Origin of the sequence: Nonomuraea sp. NPDC049649 (assembly GCF_040675175.1) — a bacterium.
Lineage (GTDB): Bacteria > Actinomycetota > Actinomycetes > Streptosporangiales > Streptosporangiaceae > Nonomuraea.
The window spans coordinates 339,054-359,668 of record NZ_JBFAOH010000002.1; the positions used below are offsets into that span (position 1 = coordinate 339,054).

Genomic DNA, 20,615 nt, shown 5'->3' on the forward strand with positions numbered 1-20,615 from the left:
CATGGACACGCATCTGCAGAAGCTCCGCACGGCCCTGGCCAGGGTCGACGGCCACGCCACCACGATCCGCGCCTGGGGCGGCAAGCTCGCGGGCGTGCTCACGGCCGGGGGCAGGCTGCTGGCCTGCGGCAACGGCGGGTCGGCGGCGGAGGCCCAGCACCTCACGGCCGAGCTGGTCGGCAGGTTCCGCGCCGACAGGCAGCCGTACGCGGCGATCCCGCTGCACGCCGACACCTCGTCTCTCACCGCGATCGCCAACGACTTCGGCGCCGACGAGATCTACGCCCGGCAGGTGGGCGCGCACGGCCGTCCCGGTGACGTGCTGGTGTGCCTGTCGACCAGCGGCGGCAGCCCGAACGTGCTGGCCGCCGCGGAGGCCGCCCAGGAGCGCGGCATCCTGTCGTGGGCGCTCACCGGGCCCGCCCCGAACCCGCTCGCCGACCTGTGCGACGACGCCGTCGCGGTGCCGGCGGGCGACACGGCGACGGTGCAGGAGGTGCACCTGGCCCTGATCCACATGCTCTGCGACGCGGTCGAGGAGGCTCTCTGATGGATCGGGACGTCCAGCGCCGGGGGCCGCTGGTCGTGATCGGCGACACGTTGCTGGACGTGGACGTCGAGGGCGCGGCCGGGCGGCTCTGCCCGGACGCTCCGGTGCCGGTGGTGGACGTGGCCGCCGAGCGCGCCCGGCCCGGCGGGGCGGGGCTGGCGGCGCTGCTCGCCGCGCGGGACGGCGCCGGCGTGGTGCTGATCAGCGCGATCGGCGACGACCCGGCGGGCCGCCGCCTGTGCGGGCTGCTGTCGGCGGAACTGGAACTGGTACGTCTCCCGCTGCGAGGCGAGACCGTACGCAAGACCAGGGTCAGGGCGGGCGGCCAGACGCTGCTCCGCCTCGACACCGGCGACGGCGTCGCGCCCGCCCCGCCCACAGACGGGAACGCGTACGCGGAAGACGGCACCGGAAACGTCCGCATGTGGCCCGCCGAGGTACGCGCGGACGGGGCGGCGGGCGGGAAGGGATGCGGGTGGGATGGGCCGGCCCGCGAAGGGTGGGTGCGGGCCGCCGAGGTGGTCGCGGCGGCCGGGGCGGTGCTGGTCGCGGATTACGGGCGGGGGATGGCCGAGGTGGCGCGGGAGCTGGTGCGGGGGTGCGCGGCACCGGTGGTGTGGGATCCGCATCCGAGGGGCGGGAAACCGCCCGCGGGGTGTGCGCTGGTCACGCCGAGTGAGGCTGAGGCCGGGGTGCTGTGTCCCGGGACGTTTCCGGGGGCGGACCGGGCGGCGCGGGTCATCCGGGAGGAGCTGGGGGCGGGGGCGGTGGTGGTCACGCTGGGGACCAGGGGGGCGTCCCTGGCGCTGCCCGACGGCGGTCTGGTGAGGATTCCGGCGCCGGTGCTGGCGAGCGGGCAGGACGTGTGCGGCGCGGGTGATCGGCTGGCGAGCGCCGCCGCGCTCGCGCTGCGGGACGGGGCGGGCGTGGCGGAGGCGGTCACCGCCGGGGTGGGCGCGGCGTCGCGGTTCGTCGCCGGCGGCGGCGCGGCCGCTCTGCGGGTGCAGGAGCAGGAGCTGGGTGACCGGCCGCGCACCGCTGTCGAGGTGGCCGAGCTGACCCGGGCCTCCGGCGGGCGGCTGATCGCCACCGGCGGCTGCTTCGACCTGCTGCACGCCGGGCACGTCAGCCTGCTGCGGCGGGCCCGCGCGCTCGGCGACGCGCTCGTGGTGTGCGTGAACTCCGACGAATCCGTGCGCAGGCTCAAGGGCCCGTCCCGCCCGATCGTGGACGCGACCGACCGGGTCGAGGTCCTGCGCGCGCTGAGCTGCGTGGACGCGGTGCTGGTGTTCGACGAGTGCACCCCGGTCCGCGCGATCGAGCTGCTCCGCCCCGACGTGTGGGTCAAGGGCGGCGACTACGAGGGCGGCACGCTGCCCGAATCCGAGGTCCTGGCCGGCATCGGCGCCGAGACGGTGGTGCTGGACCTGCTGCCGGGACGTTCGACAACCAATCTGATCAGGGAGATCCGATGAACGTATTGATCACGGGGGGCGCCGCGGGGCTCGGCCTGGCCACCGCGGAGGCGGTGGAGAAGGAGGGCTGGCAGCCGCTGGTCGTCGACGTGCGCGGGCCGGACCAGCGGTTCGAGCACGTCACCGCCGACGTGGCCGACCGGGAGCAGGCCGAGCGGGCGGTCCGCGAGCTGGCCGGACGGGCGGGCGGCCTGGACGCGGTCGTCACCGCGGCGGGCATCGACCGGTGCGGGCGGCTGGAGGACGTGCCCGCCGGCGACTGGGAGCAGGTCGTCAAGGTCAACCTGCTGGGCACCGCCTCCGTCATCAGGGCGGCGCTGCCGTACCTGAAGAGCTCGCGCGGCCGGATCGTCACCTGCGCGTCCACGCTCGGGCTGCGCCCGCTCAGCGACGCGTCGGCCTACAGCGCCTCGAAGTTCGGCGTGGTGGGGCTGACCCGCGCGCTGGCTGTCGAGCTGCGCGGCGAGGTGGGGGTCACCCTGCTGGTGCCGGGCGGCATGCGGACCGGCTTCTTCGACGGCCGGCCCGAGCAGTACAAGCCCGGCCCGGAGGCGGGGCTGAACGACCCCGCCGACGTGGCCCAGGCGGTGGTGTTCGCGCTGGGCCGGCCGGTGGGCTGCGAGATCAGAGAACTCGTCATCTGCCCCGACACGGAGACATCATGGCCCTGAATCTGCTGGTGCTGCGCGGGCTGGGGCTGGGCGACCTGCTCACGGCGGTCCCCGCGCTGCGGGCGCTGCGCCAGGCGTATCCGGAGCACCGGATCACCCTCGCCACCCCGGCCTACCTCGGCCCGCTGCTGCCGTTCATCGGCGCGGTGGACGACCACCTCGATGTGAGCGGTCCCGGCCCGGTGCCGTTCGAGCGGCCGGACCTGGCGGTCAACCTGCACGGCCGGGGCCCGCAGAGCATCGAGGCGCTGCTCCGTACCGAGCCCGGAAAACTGATCGGCTACGAGACAGGACCGCCCTGGCAGGACGGCGTGCACGAGGTGCGGCGCTGGTGCGACCTGCTGGAGTGGTACGGCATCCCGGCCGATCCGCAGGACCTGACGCTGGGCATCTCGGACCGGACGGGTCCGGCGATCGTGCATCCCGGCGCCGCCTACCCGGCCCGGCGCTGGCCGCCGGAGCGGTTCGCCAAGGTGGCGGCGCTGCTCGACGACGTCGTCGTCACCGGCAGCGCCGAGGAGGTCGGGCTGGCCAGGAGGGTGGCCGAGCTGGCCGGGCTGCCTGCGGACCGGGTGCTCGCCGGGCAGACCGACGTGGCCGACCTCATCGAGCTGGTGAGCCGGGCACGCCTGGTGGTGTGCGGCGACACCGGCGTGGGCCACCTGGCCACCGCGTTCTGCGTGCCGTCGGTGGTGCTGTTCGGGCCGGTGTCGCCGGCGCAGTGGGGCCCGCCGCCCGGGTGGCGGCACGTGGCCCTCTGGGCCGGTCACCGGGGCGACCCGCACGGCGACCGGCCGGACCCGGGCCTGCTGGAGATCGAGGTGTCGGAGGTCGTCGACGCCGCCCTGGAGGTCACGTCATGAGAGCGCTGGTCACCGGCGGAGCCGGGTTCCTCGGCTCGCATCTGTGCGAACGGCTGCTGGATCAGGGGGCCGAGGTGGTCTGCATGGACAGCTTCCTGACCGGCGGGCCGCGCAACGTGGAGCACCTGATCGACCGGCCGGCGTTCCGCATCGTGGAGTGCGACCTGACCGGGTACGTGCACGTACCCGGAAAAGTCGACCTGGTGCTGCACTTCGCGTCGGCCGCCTCGCCCGCCGACTACCTGCGCTACCCGATCGAGACGCTGCGCGTCGGCAGCGTCGGCACGCTGCACGCGCTCGGCCTGGCCCGGGAGAAGGGCGCCAGGTTCGTGCTGGCGTCCACGAGCGAGGTGTACGGCGACCCGCTGGAGCATCCGCAGCGCGAGTCGTACTGGGGCAACGTCAACCCGGTGGGGCCGCGGAGCGTCTACGACGAGGCCAAGCGCTTCGCCGAGTCGCTGACCACGGCCTACCGGAACTCGCGCGGCACCGACACCGGCATCGTGCGGATCTTCAACACGTACGGGCCGCGCATGCGGCCGTTCGACGGCCGGGCGATCCCGACGTTCATCCGCCAGGCGCTGACCGGCGAGCCGATCACCGTCACCGGCGACGGCTCGCAGACCCGGTCGATCTGTTACGTGGACGACACGGTGTCGGGCGTGCTGGCGATGGCCGCGAGCGACTTCGCCGGGCCGGTGAACATCGGCAACCCGGACGAGCTGACCATGCTCGGCCTGGCCACCATGATCAAGGAGCTGGCCGGGTCGTCCTCGCCGATCGTCTTCGTCGAGCGGCCCGAGGACGACCCGAAGGTGCGCCGGCCGGACACCGCGCTGGCGGCCGGCCGGCTCGGCTGGTCGGCGGCCGTGCCGGCGCTGGACGGGCTACGGCGGACCATCGACTGGTTCGCCGCGGAGCTCGCCGGGCACCGGCCGGCCGGGATGACGGCCTAGAGCGCCACGCCGAGCAGCGCGTCGGCCGGGATGACGGCCTAGAGCGCCACGCCGAGCAGGGCGTCGGCCAGGTCGCGGACCAGGGCCGGCGCCGACGGGTCGCTCCCGCCCCCGCCGAGGGCCTCGGCGGCCCACCGGTCGACGGCGGCCACCGCGCCCGGGGCGTCGAGGTCGTCGGCGAGCCGGGCGCGCACCTCGGCCAGCAGCGGCCCGGCCGGCGGCCCGGCGGCGAGGGCCACGGCCGAGCGCCAGCGCTCCAGCCTGGCCTCGGCGTCGGCGAGCATGCCGGGGGTGTAGTCCCAGTCGGCGCGGTAGTGGCGGCACAGCAGGACGAGCCGGACCGCCATCGGGTCGTGCTCGGCCCGCAGCTTGGAGACGAACACCAGGTTGCCCCGCGACTTGGACATCTTCTCGCCGTCGAGGCCGACCATGCCGGCGTGGGTGTAGAAGCGGGCGAACGGCCACCGCCCGGCGGCGGCGTAGCCCTCGGCGGCGCCGCACTCGTGGTGCGGGAAGATCAGGTCGGAGCCGCCGCCCGCCACGTCGTAGCCGGGGCCCAGGTGGTCGAGCGCGATCGCGGTGCACTCGACGTGCCAGCCCGGCCGGCCGCGGCCCAGCCGCGAGTCCCAGGCGGGCTCGCCGGGCCGCTCGGCCCGCCACAGCAGCCAGTCGAGCGGGTCGCGCTTGCCGGGCCGCTCCGGGTCGCCGCCGCGCTCGGCGAACAGCTCCAGCATCTGCTCGCGGGGGTATCCGGAGATCTCGCCGTAGTGGGGGGCGGCGCTGACGTCGAAGTAGACGTCGCCGTCGACGGTGTAGGTGACGCCGCGGTCGGCCAGCTCGCCGATCACCTCCGCGATGCGGCCGACGACCTCGGTGACGGCCACGTACTCGCGCGGCGGCAGGACGCGCAGCGCCTCCATGTCGGCGCGGAACAGGTCGGTCTCGCGCTCGGCCAGGGCCTGCCAGTCGACGCCGGTCTGCTCGGCGCGTTCCAGCAGCGGGTCGTCGACGTCGGTGGCGTTCTGGGTGTAGTGGACGTCGTGACCGGCGTCGCGCCACATGCGGCCTACGAGGTCGAAGGCGAGGTAGGTGTTGGCATGGCCGAGATGGGTGGCGTCGTAGGGGGTGATGCCGCAGACGTACATCCTCGCGGTCGGCCCGGGATCGGTCTGCCGGACCTGACGGGAAGCGGTGTCGTAGAGCCGCAGCGGGACGCTCTCGCCGGGGAGCCTGGGAACGTTGGGGGCGGACCACGATTTCATGTCTTCGAGCCTATCCGTGCTGATCAGCTGGTCATGTCGGTGAACTCGTACGTCGCACCGTCCGGCGCCAGCGTCACGAGCGTGACGCTGAGGGTGGCGAAGACGCGGCCGTCGGGCAGCTCGTGCCGGACGATCAGCGCCTCGCCCGCGTCGGAGGGCGGGTCGCGGAGCGGCTCGTGCCAGTCGGCGTCGCCGGCGAACCTGGGCAGGTGGGCGGTGACGCGCTCGTGGCCGTGATCCAGCCCGGTGTTGACGATCATGCTGGTGCCGTCCGGGAGCTCGGTGACTTCCGGGCGGTGGCCGTCCCAGCTGAGCAGGCGGGCTCCGGCCGGGTCGGCGAGCACCAGGTGGAAGGGGTCGTAACGGGTCAGGTCGGCGTCGGGCAGCTTTCCGGAGGAGACGGCGCGCAGCGCCAGGTCGCCGCGGGAGACCCGGACGGCGTCGGGCGCGGGCGTGCCGCGGCCGTTCAGCAGGGCGGCGGCGCGGCCGGCCGCCTGGTCGATCGCGAGCCAGGTGCCGCCCGCCTTGAGGTCGCGTCCGCCGACGACGCCGGGGTGGTCGGGCCAGTGCTCGCCGGGCCCTTCCCATGGACGGTCGGCGAACTCGTCCCTGATGCCCATCAGGGTGAGGGGCCGCCCCGTTCTCACGATCACGGTGCACATGCGGCAAAGCGTACAAAACCGGCCTAGATGGGTGGCCAGGGGATGGCGGGCCAGCCCTCGAAGGGGTACGGGTGCACGCCGGTGTCGAGCAGCCGCCGCACGCGCTTCCACGTCGCCTCGACCTCGGCGGTGGTCAGCAGGTCGCGCAGCCTGCGGCCGAGCGAGCCGGAGTCGAGCTCCCGCTCCAGCTTGGCCAGCACGCCGACGGCCTCGCGCGACAGCGGCTTGCCCCGCCACTGCCACAGGACCGTGCGGAGCTTGTCCTCCACCGCGAAGCAGACGCCGTGGTCGACCCCGTAGACGTGACCGGTCGGCATCGGCAGCAGGTGGCCGCCCTTGCGGTCGGCGTTGTTGACCACCGCGTCGAAGACCGCCATCCGGCGCACCACGGGGTTGCGGCTGCGGACCAGGCGCATCAGGTCGATCTCGCGCTCGGTGTCGATCCAGAGCTGGCACATGCCGGGCCCGAACGGGCCGTCGCGGTAGACGGTGGGGGGCACGATGTGCCAGCCGGTCGCCCGCGAGACCTCGTAGGCGGCGACCTCGCGGGCGGCGAGCGTGCCGTCGGGGAAGTCCCACAGCGGGCGCTCGCCGCGCACCGGCTTGTAGACGCAGGCGGCGGACCGCTCCCCCAGCCTGACCGTGCAGTAGAGGGTCATGTTGGTGGCTTCGACGAGGCGCCCGGCCATCTCCAGGCGGCCGTCACGGAGCAGCTTGAGCGTCTCCTCCTCGTCCAGGGCCGAGGGGAGGGCGGGCCTGACGGCCGGCTCGCTCTCCGGAGCGGTCATGAAGCCGCCTCACCTCCGCGGTAGCCGTTGAGACGTACACACACATGTCCCTTGGCGTCGAGTGGCTGCCCGCAGAGCGGGCAGGGCGGTCGGCCCGCCGCGACGACCTCCAGGGCCCGCCTGCTGAAGGCACGGGCGGCGCCGGCGCTGATGCGCACCCGCAGCACCGCGGGCTCCGGCGCGTCGAGGTCCTCCTCGTCGACCATCTCCTGTGCCTCGATGACCACCTGCGACCGTTCGGGGTCCCACGCCAGCGCCATGGTGCCGACCCGGAAGTCCTCCGACACGGGGGGGTCGAGCGGGCCCTCGTCGGTCAGGTCGGCGGGGGCGATGGCGGGCACCTGGGCGGTGCCTCCGCTGCGCCTGAGCACCTCGTCGAGCAGCTCGTCGAGCCTGCCCGCGAGCGCGGCGACCTGCATCTTCTCCAGCGCGACCGTGGTCAGTCTGCCCTCGGCCCTGGCCTGCAGAAAGAAGGCGCGCGCGCCCGGCTGGCCGAGGGCGCCCGCCACGAACCTCTCTGGCGGGTCGTAGTCGAAGACCGGCATAGCCTGACCTTACGTGGTCCCGGGCCCGCCGCCGACGGCGGCATCGCTCCCGGTGGAGTTTTCTCCCCCGTCTTTCTCCTCCGAATCCTCAGGCAGCCTCAATTCCCCCATATCGTTAAGTTTGAGAACAAAGGGGCGCAAGGGGGCATAGCGAATCACGGTGAGAGCGGCCGGATCAGCGGTTATCCGCTGAAACTGATCGAGGTGGAGCCCCAGCGCGTCCGCGACGATCGCCTTGATCACGTCTCCGTGGCTGCAGGCGAGGTAGACAGCCTTCTCCCCCAGGCGTCGATTCCAGTCCCGGACCGCGGCCACGGCCCGGTGCTGCACCGCGGCCATCGACTCCCCGCCGGGGAACGTCGCCGCGCTCGGATGGGACTGCACCACCGGCCAGAGCGGATCCTTGGACAGCTCCTTCAGCTTCCGCCCGGTCCAGTCGCCGTAGTCGCACTCCAGCAGCCGCTCGTCGGTGACGACGGGCAGGCCGCGGCCCGCGGCGACGGCCTCGGCGGTCTCCATGCAGCGCTCCAGCGGGCTGGAGACGACGGCGTCCAGCCTGACACCGGCGATCCGCTCCGCGAGCGCGGCCGCCTGCGCCCGCCCCGCGTCGCTGAGATGGACCCCGGGGGTGCGGCCGGCCAGCACCGGCCCCGTCAGATCGGTGAGCCCGTGACGGGCGAGCAGGAGGGTGGTCATCCAACCAAGTGTCGCAGGCCGCTCTCCCGGCGTTTCAGCCGCCCGGGCGGTAACCTGGCGGGATCATGGAGCAGCGCTATGTCGGCCGCAGCGGCCTGTCGGTGTCCCGGCTGGGCCTCGGCACGATGACGTGGGGGCGTGACACCGACGCCGACGACGCGGCGGCGCAGCTGGGGATGTTCCTCGACGCGGGCGGCACCCTCGTCGACACGGCCGACGTCTACACCGGCGGCGACGCCGAACGGGTGCTCGGCCGGCTGCTGCGCGACCAGGTGCCCCGCAGCGAGCTGGTGATCTCCACCAAGGCGGTGGTGACGCCGATGGGCCGCCGGCCGCGCGACGCCTCCCGGCGTCATCTGATCGCCGCCGTCGACGAGTCGCTGAGCCGGCTCGGCGTCGACTACGTCGACCTGTGGCAGCTGCACACCTACGACCCCGAGGTCCCGCTCGACGAGACGCTGGCCGCGCTCGACGCGATCGTCTCCTCCGGCCGGGCGCTGTACGCGGGCGTGTGCGACTACGCCGGCTGGCAGCTCGCCGCGGCCGCGGTGACGCAGCGGTCGGTCCCCGGCCGGGCGCCGATCACCTCGGTGCAGACCGAATACTCCCTGCTGGCCCGCGACGCCGAGCGCGAGGTGCTGCCCGCCGCCTGCCATCTGGGCGTGGGCGTGCTGGCCTGGTCGCCGCTCGGCCGCGGGGTGCTGACCGGCAAGTACCGCACCGGCATCCCCACCGACTCGCGCGCCGCCACCCCGCACTTCGCCGACTTCGTCCGCCCGTACCTCGACGACCGGTCCCGCAGCGTGGTCGAGTCGGTCGTGACCGCCGCCGATGGGCTCGGCGTCTCACCGGCGGCGGTGGCGCTGACCTGGGTCCGCGACCAGCCGGGGGTGGCCTCGGCGATCGTCGGGGCCCGCACGCTCGCACAGCTCAAAGGCACACTGCTCGCCGAAGACCTGGTGCTCCCGATCGAGATCCGAGAGGCCCTGGATGACGTCTCGTCCCCCGAATGACGAACGAGAGGCTCCTTCGCGTATCACTAGTCGATACCGAATCGCAACTTTACCGCCGAAAGCCCTGCGGCCTCCGTCCCATTCGCATAAGGATTTTCCTGGAAAGCGACGCGGGAGGGGACGGATGGGGAGCAGGACCGCTATCTCGGCGGGAATCCTCGCGATGTCGATGGTGGCGCTCCCGGCGGCGGCAGGCCCGGCGGCGGCCTCGACGGCCGACTGCGAACACGGCCGGGGCGGCCTGCTGTCGGGGGTGACCGACGGCCTCTGCGACGTCGTGGGGTCCGTCACCGGCACGGTCGACAGGCTGACCGGGGGCCTCACCGAGCCGATCACCGGAGGACTTGAGAAGACCACCGACAAGGTGCTCGGCACCGTCGGGGACGTGGTGCCGACCAGCCGGCCGCGCTCGAGCGACACGCCCTCCGCCGACCCGGCGCCGTCGGCCAGTCCGAAGAAGTCGGCCCTGCTGCCGACGCCGCTGGACGAGGTCTGCCTGCCCGGCCTGGCCTGCGAGGGCGAGGGCCTGCTGGAGTCGACGCTCCGCCCGACCCCCGAGACCCCCGCGCGCCGGACGGCCGAGCCCGAGCCGGAGCCGGAGCCCGAGAAGGAACGCGCGGAGCGCCGCCGCGACCGGGAGGAGGAAGAGGAGGAGGCGGACGCGCTGCCCACGGCCGCGCCCACCGTCCGGCCCACGCCCGGGCCGACGCCGCCGCCCGCCCGCGAGACGCACTCCATCGGCGACGGCGAGAAGCCGGTCGCCGACGAGCCCGTGGCCGACCCGGAGGACCTGCGGGTCGACCTGCTGTGGCCGGACCCGTTCACCGACCGGCTGCCCCTGCCGGTGGTCGAGGAGCCGGTGGTGCGGCCGGTCGCCAAGGCCTCCGACGTGGTCGGCACCACGCTGACCGTGGTGCTGCTCGGCACGGCGGTGCTGGCCAGCCGGGTGGTGCAGCTGCGCAGGCGGCGGAGCGAGCAGCAGGAGACGATGCCGTTCGAGCCGGCGGGACGCCACCGGCTCGCCTGAGATCAGCCGCCCACGGCGGGGCGGCTGGCTCGCCTGAAGTCAGCCGCCGACGGGGGGGCGGCACCGGCCGCCTGAGGTCAGCCGCCGATGGCGTGGACGCCGCCGTCGACGTGGACGATCTCGCCGGTGGTGGCGGGGAACCAGTCGGACATGAGCGCCACGCAGGCGCGGGCGGCGGGCTCGGTGTCGGCGAGGTCCCAGCCGAGCGGGGCCTTCTCCGGCCAGCTGTCCTCGAACTCCTTGAAGCCCGGGATCGACTTGGCCGCCATCGTGCGCAGCGGCCCGGCGGCCACCAGGTTGACGCGGATGCCGTGCGTGCCGAGGTCGCGCGCGAGGTAGCGGTTGCACGACTCGAGGCCGGCCTTGGCCACGCCCATCCAGTCGTAGACCGGCCAGGCCTTGCTGGCGTCGAAGTCGAGGCCGACGACCGAGCCGCCGCCCTCCTTCATCAGCGGCAGGCAGGCCACGGCGAGCGACTTGTAGGAGAAGGTGGACACGTGCAGGGCCGTGGCGACGTCCTCCCACGAGGTGTTGAGGAAGTTGCCGCCGAGCGCCGACTGCGGGGCGAAGCCGATGGAGTGGACGACCCCGTCGAGGCCGTCGACGTGCTCGCCGACCCGGTCGGCCAGCGTGTCGAGCTGGTCGGTGTCCTGCACGTCGAGCTCCAGCACCGGGGCGGGCTCGGGCAGCCGCTTGGCGATCCGCTCGACCAGGCTCAGCCGGCCGTAGCCGGTGAGCACCACCTTCGCGCCCTCCTGCTGCGCCAGCTTGGCGACCGAGAACGCGATGGAGGCGTCGGTCAGCACGCCCGTCACCAGGATCCGCTTGCCTTCGAGGATGCCCATGTCAGTGTCCCATTCCCAGTCCGCCGTCGACGGGGATCACGGCCCCGGTGATGTAGGAGGCGTCCTCGCTCGCCACGAAGCGGACGACGCGCGCGATCTCCTCGGGGCTCGCCTGGCGCCCGAGGGGGATGTTCTTGACGATCGCCTCCTTGTCGAGGTCGGCCGTCATGTCGGTGTCGACGAACCCGGGCGAGACCACGTTGACGGTGATGCCGCGCGAACCGTACTCGCGCGCCAGGGAGCGGGCGAAGCCGACGAGACCGGCCTTGGAGGCGGCGTAGTTGGCCTGACCGGCCTGGCCGAGCAGGCCGATCACGGAGGAGATGAGGACGATGCGGCCGCGCTTGAGCCGCATCATGGGCCGGATGGCCCGCTTGGCGACGCGGTAGGCGCCCGTGAGGTTGGCGTCGATGACGTCGGTGAAGGTCTCCTCCTTCATCATCGCCAGGAGGGTGTCCTTGGTGATGCCGGCGTTGGAGACCAGGACCTCGACCGGGCCCTGCTCCGCCTCGACCTTGTCGAAGGCGGCCTCGACGTCGGCCATGCTGGTCACGTCGCACCTGACGCCGAAGAGCCCCTCCGGGGGCTCTCCCGAGCGGTAGGTGACGGCGACGGCGTCGCCGGCGGCGGCGAGTTCACGGGCGATCGCGAGGCCTATGCCGCGATTGCCTCCGGTGACGAGTACAGAGCGAGCCATGACACCTGACGGTATCTGCTACCGGCGGGTATGCCGTTATCCGGGCGACACAAGATCGCACGGTTAGGATCGTTGACATGCGCCAGATCGACTCCGACTTCCTCGCGCTGCCGCTGCGGCGGCTCGCGGACGCGGCCCTGCAGCGCGCCCGCGACCTGGGCGCCGAACACGCCGACTTCCGGCTGGAACGCGTCCGCGCCGAGACGCTCAGCCTCTACGACGCCCGTCTGGAAGGCGCGGCCGACGCCGACGACCTGGGCTATGCCGTACGGGTGGTGAAGGGCGGCACGTGGGGCTTCGCGGCGGGGATCGACCTGACGCCGGAGAGCGCCGCGCGGGTGGCCGAGCAGGCGGTGCGGGTGGCGGAGGTGAGCGCCCCGATCAACCGCGAGCCGGTCGAGCTGGCGCCCGAGCCGGTGCACGCCGACGTCACCTGGGTGTCGTCGTACGAGATCGACCCGTTCGAGGTGCCGCGCGGCGAGAAGGTGGCGCTGCTGGCCGACTGGTCGGCGGGGCTGCTCAAGGGCGCCGACCACGTCTCGGCGCGGCTGCTCCAGGTCAAGGAGCAGAAGTTCTACGCCGACACGGCCGGCACCACGACCACGCAGCAGCGGGTCCGGATCCACCCCCATCTGAACGCGATGAAGGCGTCGCAGTCGGGGTTCGACGACATGTCCACGATCGCGCCGCCGGTGGGGCGCGGCTACGAGTACCTGACCGGCGAGTGGTGGGACTGGCAGGGCGAGCTGGCCGCGCTGCCGCAGCTCCTGGAGGAGAAGCTGGCGGCGCCCTCGGTCGAGGCGGGCGACTACGACCTGGTGATCGACCCGTCCAACCTGTGGCTGACCATCCACGAGTCGATCGGCCACGCCACCGAGCTGGACCGGGCGCTCGGCTACGAGGCCGCCTACGCCGGCACCAGCTTCGCCACCTTCGACCAGATCGGCGAGCTGGTGTACGGCTCGCCCCTGATGAACGTCACCGGCGACCGCACCGCCGAGCACGGGCTGGCCACGATCGGCTACGACGACGAGGGCGTGCGGGCGCAGAGCTTCGACATCGTCCGCGACGGCATCCTGGTCGGCTACCAGCTCGACCGGCGGATGGCCCGGCTGAAGGGGTTCGGCCGGTCCAACGGGTGCGCGTTCGCCGACTCGCCGGGCCACACGCCCATCCAGCGGATGGCGAACGTGTCGCTCCAGCCCGCGCCGGGCGGCCCGGACACCGACGCGCTGATCGCGGGCGTGGAGCGGGGGCTGTTCATCGTCGGCGACAAGAGCTGGTCGATCGACATGCAACGTTACAATTTTCAATTTACTGGTCAACGCGCCTACCGGATCTCCCACGGCAAGCTGGCCGGGCAGGTCCGCGACTTCGCCTACCAGGCCACCACGACCGACTTCTGGCAGTCGATGGAGGCGGTCGGCGGGCCCCAGACCTATGTGCTGGGCGGCGCGTTCAACTGCGGCAAGGGCCAGCCGGGGCAGGTCGCGCCGGTGAGCCACGGCTGCCCGTCGGCGCTGTTCAGGAACGTCCGGATCCTCAACACCGTTCAGGAGGGCGGAAAGTGACTCCCCAGGAGATGGTGGAGAGGGCTCTGGAGCTCTCCACGGCCGACGGCTGCGTGGTGCTGGCCGACGAGCGGTCCACGGCCAACCTGCGGTTCGCGGGCAACACGCTGACCACCAACGGCGTGGCGCGCTCCAGCCGGCTCACCGTGATCTCGGTGGCCGGGCAGGGGGTGGGCGTGGTGTCGCGCGCCGCCGTCCGGCCCGATCAGCTCGCCGACGTGGTGGCCGCGGCCGACGCGGCGGCGCGCGAGGCGCGGCCCGCCGAGGACGCCCGCGAGCTGGTGTCCGGGGTGCCCGCCAGCGCGTCCTGGGACGAGCCGGTGACGCCGACCGGCATCGACGTGTTCACGGGCTTCGCGCCCGCGCTGGGCGAGGCGTTCTCGGCCGCCGAGTCGGGCGGCAGGAAGCTGTACGGGTTCGCCGAGCACACCCTGACCTCGACCTTCCTCGGCAGTTCCACGGGGCTGCGGCTCCGTCACGACCAGCCGACGGGGCGGCTGGAGCTGAACGCCAAGTCCTCGGACCTCAAGCGCTCGGCGTGGACCGGCGTGGCCACCCGCGACTTCTCCGACGTGGACGTGGCGGCCCTCGACGGCGGGCTGGCGCAGCGGCTCGACTGGGCCAAGACGCGGGTCGACCTGCCCGCGGGCCGCTACGAGACGCTGCTGCCGCCGGCGGCGGTGGCCGACCTGATGATCTACATGTTCTGGTCCGCGGGCGCCAGGGACGCCCTGGACGGCCGTTCGGTGTTCTCCAAGCCGGGCGGCGGCACCCGGGTGGGCGAGCAGCTCGCCGCGCTGCCCGTGACGCTCTCCAGCGACCCGGCCGCCGAGGGCGTCGCCTGCTCGCCGTTCGTGACGGCGCGCTCCTCCGGGCGGGAGAGCTCGGTGTTCGACAACGGGCTGCCGCTCTCGGCCACCGACTGGATCCGGGAAGGGCGGCTGGAGTCGCTGCGGCAGACCCGCTACTCGGCGGAGCTGAGTGGTCTGCCGGTGACGCCCGCCATCGACAACCTGATCATGCGGGGGCCGGGCGGCGGCCGTTCGCTGGAGGAGATGATCGCCTCCACCCGCCGCGGGCTCCTGGTGACCTGCCTGTGGTACATCCGCGAGGTCGACCCGCAGACGCTGCTGCTGACCGGGCTGACGCGTGACGGCGTCTACCTGGTCGAGCACGGCGAGGTGGTGGGCGAGGTGAACAACTTCCGGTTCAACGAGAGCCCGGTCGACCTGCTGGGCCGGCTGAGCGAGGTCGGCCCGTCCAGCCCGACGCTGCCGCGCGAGTGGGGCGACTACTTCACCCGCGCCGTCATGCCCGCGATCCGGGTGCCCGACTTCAACATGTCGACGGTCAGCCAGGCGAGCTGACGGACCCGCGACGCCGGGGAGGTGGCGGTCGTGACGGACCACCGAGGCGCCCGGCGTCGTGGGGGTGCTGCTCGGCGGGCTGGGTGAGACGCCCCGGTCGGCGGCGGTGGTGGAGGGCATGCGGGAGCTGGGGACGGAGACCCAGGCGGCGCTCGACCGGTCAGCCGCCTGACCGGCTCAGGGCGCTGCCCGGGTCTGCTGCGCCGGACCCCGGGCCGTCGGATACGAGCCGGTCGGCCGGCTCCGGCACGTGTGAGGCGCTGCGGCGCGGCTTTCGCGCCTTCGCTAGGCGTCTTCGAGGCGGAAGCCGACCTTCAGGCCGACCTGGAAGTGGGCCACCTCCCCGTCCTCGATCTGGCCGCGTATTTCGGTCACCTCGAACCAGTCGAGGTGGCGCAGGGTCTGCGCGGCCCGGCTGATGCCGTTGCGGATGGCCTGGTCGACGCTCTCCGGCGAGGTGCCGACGATCTCGGTCACCCGGTACGTGCGATCCGTCATCTCCAGATCCTCCTTACTCCAAGGCCATGGTCGCATGGCCCCTCCGTCCGGCCAGGGGCCCTGTCGCCACCGGCCCGTCCGAGGTCTAACGTGGGGTTTATGAGGAGTTGGCGCAGGAAGCAGGCGGTCCACACAGTCACGGACGCCAAGCCTTCGCTCAGCAGCGACATCCGTCATCGGGAGCGGAGCTACCTCATCAAGATGGGGATCCGCACGATCTGCCTGATCCTGGCGGTGGTGGTGCCGCTGCCCTGGCCGTACAAGCTGCTGTTCATCGCCGGGGCGGTCTTTTTGCCGTACATAGCCGTAATCCCGGCCAATGAGCGGGGCAAGGACGCACCACCTCCCACCTTTCAGACCCCGGACGCTAACCAAAGCGAGATCCCAATGCACCGACGCGAGATCGGGTCGTGACTAACTCTTGACGCATCTCAGGGGTTGTAGGTGTACGCTTTAGACAAGCGCTCCGGTCCCCCGTCGGAGTGCTGATGCCGGCGTTCCGGGCCCCCGTCGGAACGCCGATGAAGCGACGCCGGGTGGTTTGCCCCCGTAACCACCCGGCGTCGCCCTTTTCCCGGCAAAGTTTTCGAATCGGATGATCTTATCCGGGTGGCCGGCTTGGCAGTCGGATAGGGCCGCTTTCCCGAAATCGTTTACACCCCACCCGTACCCGAATTCACAGGGAATCTTCAGGTTCGGGCGGGGTTGACTGCCTTAGTTCGTTCCAGTCTCAGCGGTCCGTCAGCGTCTCGGTCGTCGCCTGGCCCCAATTCCGGGCCAGCGCCGTCAGCCGCTCCACCGCCTCCTCCGGCGCGGTCCCGGCCCCCTGCGCCAGCCCCAGCAGGTACGCGGTCAGCGGCGCGGCGGGCCTTGTGACGCCGTGCGCGACCTCCTTCGTCAGGTCGAGGATCTGGTCGCGGTCCACCTTGGCCGGGTCGATCCCCAGCTCCTCGCAGGCCAGCGCCGTCCACTCAGCGAGCACGTTCATTCCGAGCCTCCTCCAGGTCTTCACCAGTGTCACAGTCGAACCAGGCCTGCCGCGGCAACGCCACCCGCCGGTCCGCGAGCGGGCCCAGCAACCCGCGCAGCGACCGCCCCTCGTACGCCTCCAGCGCCTCACGGAGTGCGGCGGTCTCCCATACGCCGAGCAGCCACTGCTCCCGGCCCCCGGCGTCCACGGCGACGACCCCACGGGGCCTGTCCGCCGGAACCGTGGCGGCCACCCCGCGGGGCCTGTTCGCCGGATCCGCGGTGCTGCTCGTCTCCGATGGGGCGCCTTCCCTGCCGCCTGAGCCAGGTCCACGGGTGGAGTTCCCGTCCGACAGGGCTAGGTCGCCGCCAGATCCGCCTGTAAGGCTCCCGCCAGACAAGGGTGGGTCGCTGCCGTGTCCTCCGGCGAGGTTCCCGCCAGACAGGGCCGGGCCGCCGCCAGGCCCACCTGTGAGGCTCCCGCCAGACAAGGGTGGGTCGCTGCCCTGTCCTCCGGCGAGATTCCCGCCAGACAGGGCCGGGCCGCCGCCAGATCCACCGGTGAGGCTCCCGCCAGACCACGCCGGGCCGCCGCCAGGCCCGCCAGTGAAGCTCCCGCCGGACGGGGGTGGGGCGCTGTCAGGGGCAGCGGGATCGCTGGAAGGGTGCTCGTGCTGCCGGATGCGGGGGGCCGGGGTGGTCGGGGCGTTCTGGGCCGGGAGGTGGGTCAGGAGGGCGGTGAGGTGGGAGGGGGCGAGGAAGGGGAGGTCGCCGGCCAGAAGGGCCACCCGGGGGGCGGTGACCTCGGCGAGGCCGGCGCGGAGGGCGGGGATCGGTCCGGCGCCCGGCGGGTCTTCACGGACGTAGACGGCGCCGGGGATGTCTCTGGGCGGGCCGACGATGATGACGCGGGCGGCCTCGCGGGCGGCGGCGGCGACGTTGGCGATCATCGTCGTGCCGCCTACCTCGAGGCCCGGTTTGTCCACTCCGCCGAGTCGTTGCGCCCTGCCGCCTGCCAGGATCACCGCGTCGAACACGTCTCCACCGTACGCGGTCATCGGGACCGCAGGAGGTCCAGGAGGCGCGGCGCGTCGAGGGCGTGGGCGGTGCGGCCGTCGACGCCTGTGGTGGTCTCGGCGGCGAGCAGGGAGTTGAGCACGGACTCCTCGACGGTGTCCATGGCCGCGGCGAAGAGCGGGTTCAGCTCGTGGTCGGGCATGGGGGCGACGCCGGTGCGGGTGGTGAAGGCGATGGCGTAGTCGCCGCTCCCGTGGCTGTAGTCGGCGCCGACCCGGGCGAGCGCGTACACGGCCCGTCTGGCGATCCGGGTGAGCTGCCGGGCGTCCACCGGCGCGTCGGTGGCGATCACGATCATGCAGGACCCGTCCTCGTCCGAGGTGGGCTGCCGGTCCTCAGCGGAAACACCACCCTCGGCCGCGCCTGTGAGAGTCCGCTCCCCCGGTCCCACGTCCGTGAGAGCCTGCTCCCCCGCGAGATCAGTCCCGTGTTCGGGAGGGCCTGCGGGGCAGCCCGCTCCCCCCGTCGTGCCGGTTCCCGTGTTCGGAAAGGTCTGCTCCTCCGGCGCGGGGTCGCTCGTACGGGGGAGGAACCGCTTCTGTGGGGTGGGGAGGTTCAGGAGGGCTGGGGTGATGGGGTGGCCGTGGAGGCGGAGGGTGCCGCTGAAGTTGGCCTGGACGAGGGCGCCGAGGGTGTGGCTGCCGTGCGGCGTCTGGATGAGGCGGGAGGCGGTGCCGATGCCTGCTTTGAAGCCGAGGGCGGTGGTGCCGGTGCCCGCGCCGACGCAGCCCTCCGCCACCGGGCCGCCGGTGGCCGTGGTGATGGCTTGCAGGACGTGGGTCTCGGTGATGGGACGGGCGCGGATGTCGGACAGGTGGCCGTCGTTGCACTCGCCGACCACCGGGTTGAAGGTCCGTACGCGCGAGCAGCCGGGCTGGGTGAGCATCCACGTCACCAGGGCGTCGGCGGCGCGGAAGGCGGACAGGGTGGCGGTGAGGACGATCGGGGACTCCAGCAGGCCGAGTTCGGCGAGCTGGGTGGCGCCGATGAGCTTGCCGTAGCCGTTGCCGGTGAACAGGCCGGCGGGGAGCGGCGCGTGCGGGCCGATCCCGGCGGGGACGACGGCGGTGACGCCGGTGCGGACGGCGGGGTCGCGGACGAGGGTGACGTGCCCGGCGCGGACGCCGGGCACGTCGGTGATCGCGTTGTGCCGGCCGCAGGGGCCGGTCGCGAGCCCCAGGCCGGCGGTCCGCATTCAGCCGCCGATCGCGGACATGGGGCGGGCCGGCTGGAGGAAGGAGGGATCGTCGATGCCGTGGCCGGGGCGCTTGCTCGCCACGGCGGCGATCCACCGTTCGGCGAGTTCGTCGTCGGTGGCCCCGGCGCGCAGGGCGGTCTTGAGGTCGGACTCCTCGCGGGCGAACAGGCAGTTGCGGATCTGGCCGTCGGCGGTGAGCCGGACGCGGTCGCAGGCGCCGCAGAACGGCCGGGTGACGGACCCGATCACGCCCACCCGGGCGGGCCCGCCGTCGACGAGGAACCGCTCGGCGGGTGCGCTGCCGCGTTCCTCCAGGTCGTCGGGGGTGAGGTCGAAGGAGCCGGTCAGCATTTCGAGTATCTCGTCGGCGGTGACCATGTTGTCGCGCCGCCAGCCGTGCTGGGCGTCGAGCGGCATCTGCTCGATGAAGCGCAGCTCGTAGCCCCGTTCCAGGCACCAGCGCAGCAGCGGCACGGCCTCGTGCTCGTTGACGCCGCGCATGAGGACGGCGTTGACCTTGACCGGGCGCAGCCCGGCGTCGTGCGCGGCGGCCAGGCCGTCGAGCACGTCGGTCAGCCGGTCCCGGTGGGCGAGGCGTTTGAAGGTCTCGCGGTCGAGGGTGTCGAGGGAGACGTTGACCCGGTCCAGCCCGGCGTCGGCGAGGGCGCCGGCCATGCGGGCCAGGCCGATGCCGTTGGTGGTGAGCGAGACCTGCGGCCGGGGGTCCAGCGCGGTGGTGCGGGCCACGATGTCGGGGAGTTCGCGGCGGAGCAGCGGCTCTCCGCCGGTGTAGCGGACTTCGGTGATGCCCAGGCGTTCGACGCCGACGGCGACGAGCCTGACCACCTCGTCGGCGGTGAGGAGCTGGGCGTTGGGCAGCCAGTCGAGCCCTTCCGGGGGCATGCAGTAGGTGCAGCGGAGATTGCACTTGTCTGTGAGGGACACCCGTAGATCGGTGGCCACCCGCCCGAACGAGTCACGCAACATGGGCGTCACCTCCAGTGGTCGCCAAAAGGACAGCCTATGCTCGGACTCCGGCGGGTCTCAAAACGGCGCATCACCGTACAGCCTCCTGCAGAGCTGGCGCGTAGCGTGCCACGTGGGCCGCGTCGGCGAGATACAGCTCATCATGGCCCCCGGCCAGATGCGCCGCGAAGGCGGCGTCGCCCGCGGCGGCCTTCTCCCTGATCAGCCGGGCCAGATCCCGCAGGCGCTCCGCCACCGTCTCGGTGAAGGCCGCGCGGTCGGCGAGCCCGTACGCGTCGCAGAAGAGCCGCGCCCGGCGCGCCTGCTCGGCGACCGGCAGCACGGCGCCGCCGTGGCGCGGGGAGCCGGTGAGGGGGACGAACCGGTAGGCGGCGTAGGCCACGTCCCAGAGCCGCGGCGCGGGGTGGGCGGTATCGAAGTCGATGAACGCGACGGGCGCGCCGTCGCGGAAGACGCAGTTGTACGGGGCGACGTCGCCGTGGCAGACGACCTCGGCGGGTTCGCGCGGCGGGAAGTACCACGTGGCGTCCGGGGGCGGGACGAAGCCGGCCGTGGCGTCGTGGTAGGCGCGCAGCAGGCGGGCCACGGCGGTCAGGGTGGCGTCGTCGCGCAGGTACGGCAGGGCCGGGTCGTGGGCGACCTCGCCGGGGACGAAGTCGAGGATCTCCCGGCCCTGCTCGTCCAGGCCGTGCGGGCGGGGCGCGCCCGGGAAGCCGCGGGCGGCGAGGTGGCGCAGCAGCGCGTGCACGGCGGGCGTCCACGGCCCGGCGGGCCTGCGCACGGTGTCTCCGCTGCGGGCGACCTGGTTGACGCCGCCGCCTTCGAGGAGTTCCTCGGGCGGGTCAGGCGGCACAGTCACGCTTCACCTGGACCTCTCGGGTGGGAACGGGGGTGATCG

Annotated in this window: 23 protein-coding genes; 10 read left to right on the plus strand and 13 right to left on the minus strand. The window is 73.1% G+C overall.

Annotated elements, in window-relative coordinates:
- Position 1: 1 nt before the first annotated feature.
- The 5 genes from AB0J42_RS04830 to AB0J42_RS04850 are packed head-to-tail and all read left to right on the plus strand — an operon-like array spanning position 2 to position 4,515.
- Positions 2-550: an SIS domain-containing protein gene (locus tag AB0J42_RS04830; RefSeq protein WP_364288934.1), complete on the plus strand. Its 549-nt coding sequence runs from the start codon at positions 2-4 to the stop codon at positions 548-550.
- Complete coding sequence (locus tag AB0J42_RS04835) at positions 550-2,025, plus strand: PfkB family carbohydrate kinase (protein ID WP_364288936.1); 1,476 nt, start codon at positions 550-552, stop codon at positions 2,023-2,025. The genes AB0J42_RS04830 and AB0J42_RS04835 overlap by 1 nt, the downstream gene beginning before the upstream one ends.
- Entirely contained in the window at positions 2,022-2,696 is a 675-nt protein-coding gene (locus tag AB0J42_RS04840; protein ID WP_364288938.1) for an SDR family oxidoreductase, read from the plus strand. Before AB0J42_RS04835 ends, AB0J42_RS04840 begins: the two co-directional genes overlap by 4 nt.
- Entirely contained in the window at positions 2,687-3,559 is an 873-nt protein-coding gene (locus tag AB0J42_RS04845; protein WP_364288940.1) for a glycosyltransferase family 9 protein, read from the plus strand. Before AB0J42_RS04840 ends, AB0J42_RS04845 begins: the two co-directional genes overlap by 10 nt.
- Positions 3,556-4,515, plus strand: a complete 960-nt coding sequence (locus AB0J42_RS04850; protein ID WP_364288942.1) for a UDP-glucuronic acid decarboxylase family protein — start codon at positions 3,556-3,558, stop codon at positions 4,513-4,515. Before AB0J42_RS04845 ends, AB0J42_RS04850 begins: the two co-directional genes overlap by 4 nt.
- A gap of 38 nt (positions 4,516-4,553) precedes the next feature.
- On the opposite strand, the gene mshC is transcribed toward AB0J42_RS04850, so the two are convergent.
- From mshC to AB0J42_RS04875, 5 genes are read right to left on the minus strand one after another with little or no spacing between them, the layout of a single operon-like run.
- Positions 4,554-5,777, minus strand: a complete 1,224-nt coding sequence (gene mshC, locus AB0J42_RS04855) for a cysteine--1-D-myo-inosityl 2-amino-2-deoxy-alpha-D-glucopyranoside ligase (RefSeq protein WP_364288944.1) — start codon at positions 5,775-5,777, stop codon at positions 4,554-4,556.
- A 23-nt stretch (positions 5,778-5,800) separates the two neighbouring features.
- Positions 5,801-6,439: an NRDE family protein gene (locus AB0J42_RS04860; RefSeq protein ID WP_364288946.1), complete on the minus strand. Its 639-nt coding sequence runs from the start codon at positions 6,437-6,439 to the stop codon at positions 5,801-5,803.
- Positions 6,440-6,462: 23 nt separating this feature from the next.
- A complete protein-coding gene (locus AB0J42_RS04865) occupies positions 6,463-7,227 on the minus strand; it encodes an SCO1664 family protein (protein WP_364288948.1) in 765 nt (254 codons plus the stop codon).
- Positions 7,224-7,772, minus strand: coding sequence for a DUF3090 domain-containing protein (locus AB0J42_RS04870; RefSeq protein WP_364288950.1), 549 nt, complete (start codon positions 7,770-7,772; stop codon positions 7,224-7,226). The genes AB0J42_RS04865 and AB0J42_RS04870 overlap by 4 nt, the downstream gene beginning before the upstream one ends.
- 9 nt (positions 7,773-7,781) lie before the next feature.
- The gene (locus AB0J42_RS04875) at positions 7,782-8,468 is read right to left on the minus strand and encodes an MSMEG_4193 family putative phosphomutase (RefSeq protein WP_364288952.1); all 687 of its coding nucleotides are present in this window, start codon (positions 8,466-8,468) and stop codon (positions 7,782-7,784) included.
- A gap of 65 nt (positions 8,469-8,533) precedes the next feature.
- Between AB0J42_RS04875 and AB0J42_RS04880 the strand changes: the two genes are divergently transcribed.
- Together AB0J42_RS04880 and AB0J42_RS04885 are read left to right on the plus strand one after the other, a co-directional pair.
- On the plus strand, positions 8,534-9,481 hold the full coding sequence (locus AB0J42_RS04880; protein WP_364288954.1) for an aldo/keto reductase: 948 nt from the start codon (positions 8,534-8,536) through the stop codon (positions 9,479-9,481).
- 124 nt (positions 9,482-9,605) lie between these two features.
- Positions 9,606-10,508 carry a hypothetical protein gene (locus AB0J42_RS04885; protein WP_364288956.1) on the plus strand — a complete coding sequence of 301 codons (903 nt, stop codon included), beginning with the start codon at positions 9,606-9,608 and terminating at the stop codon, positions 10,506-10,508.
- 77 nt (positions 10,509-10,585) lie between these two features.
- Here AB0J42_RS04885 and fabI read toward each other — a convergent pair whose 3' ends face one another.
- The gene (gene fabI, locus AB0J42_RS04890; RefSeq protein WP_364288958.1) at positions 10,586-11,353 is read right to left on the minus strand and encodes an enoyl-ACP reductase FabI; all 768 of its coding nucleotides are present in this window, start codon (positions 11,351-11,353) and stop codon (positions 10,586-10,588) included.
- A gap of 1 nt (position 11,354) precedes the next feature.
- Positions 11,355-12,050, minus strand: a complete 696-nt coding sequence (locus AB0J42_RS04895; protein WP_364288960.1) for a beta-ketoacyl-ACP reductase — start codon at positions 12,048-12,050, stop codon at positions 11,355-11,357.
- 77 nt (positions 12,051-12,127) lie between these two features.
- On the opposite strand from AB0J42_RS04895, the gene AB0J42_RS04900 reads away from it, so the two are divergent.
- Both AB0J42_RS04900 and AB0J42_RS04905 read left to right on the plus strand, forming a co-directional pair.
- Complete coding sequence (locus AB0J42_RS04900; RefSeq protein ID WP_364288962.1) at positions 12,128-13,621, plus strand: TldD/PmbA family protein; 1,494 nt, start codon at positions 12,128-12,130, stop codon at positions 13,619-13,621.
- Complete coding sequence (locus tag AB0J42_RS04905) at positions 13,618-14,988, plus strand: metallopeptidase TldD-related protein (protein WP_364288964.1); 1,371 nt, start codon at positions 13,618-13,620, stop codon at positions 14,986-14,988. Before AB0J42_RS04900 ends, AB0J42_RS04905 begins: the two co-directional genes overlap by 4 nt.
- A gap of 285 nt (positions 14,989-15,273) precedes the next feature.
- Here AB0J42_RS04905 and AB0J42_RS04910 read toward each other — a convergent pair whose 3' ends face one another.
- A complete protein-coding gene (locus AB0J42_RS04910; protein ID WP_364288966.1) occupies positions 15,274-15,486 on the minus strand; it encodes a dodecin in 213 nt (70 codons plus the stop codon).
- A 99-nt stretch (positions 15,487-15,585) separates the two neighbouring features.
- Here AB0J42_RS04910 and AB0J42_RS04915 point away from each other — a divergent pair, with 99 nt between their 5' ends.
- Positions 15,586-15,900, plus strand: coding sequence for a DUF3099 domain-containing protein (locus tag AB0J42_RS04915; protein ID WP_364288968.1), 315 nt, complete (start codon positions 15,586-15,588; stop codon positions 15,898-15,900).
- A gap of 316 nt (positions 15,901-16,216) precedes the next feature.
- On the opposite strand, the gene AB0J42_RS04920 is transcribed toward AB0J42_RS04915, so the two are convergent.
- The 5 genes from AB0J42_RS04920 to AB0J42_RS04940 form a co-directional block, all read right to left on the minus strand.
- Positions 16,217-16,474, minus strand: coding sequence for a DUF6457 domain-containing protein (locus AB0J42_RS04920; protein WP_364288970.1), 258 nt, complete (start codon positions 16,472-16,474; stop codon positions 16,217-16,219).
- Positions 16,458-17,513 carry an NTP transferase domain-containing protein gene (locus AB0J42_RS04925; protein ID WP_364288972.1) on the minus strand — a complete coding sequence of 352 codons (1,056 nt, stop codon included), beginning with the start codon at positions 17,511-17,513 and terminating at the stop codon, positions 16,458-16,460. The genes AB0J42_RS04920 and AB0J42_RS04925 overlap by 17 nt, the downstream gene beginning before the upstream one ends.
- Positions 17,510-18,727, minus strand: a complete 1,218-nt coding sequence (locus AB0J42_RS04930; RefSeq protein WP_364288974.1) for a P1 family peptidase — start codon at positions 18,725-18,727, stop codon at positions 17,510-17,512. The genes AB0J42_RS04925 and AB0J42_RS04930 overlap by 4 nt, the downstream gene beginning before the upstream one ends.
- Positions 18,728-19,717, minus strand: a complete 990-nt coding sequence (moaA, locus tag AB0J42_RS04935) for a GTP 3',8-cyclase MoaA (RefSeq protein WP_364288976.1) — start codon at positions 19,715-19,717, stop codon at positions 18,728-18,730.
- Between the two features lie 70 nt (positions 19,718-19,787).
- Entirely contained in the window at positions 19,788-20,576 is a 789-nt protein-coding gene (locus AB0J42_RS04940) for a phosphotransferase (protein ID WP_364288978.1), read from the minus strand.
- Positions 20,577-20,615 lie beyond the last annotated feature (39 nt).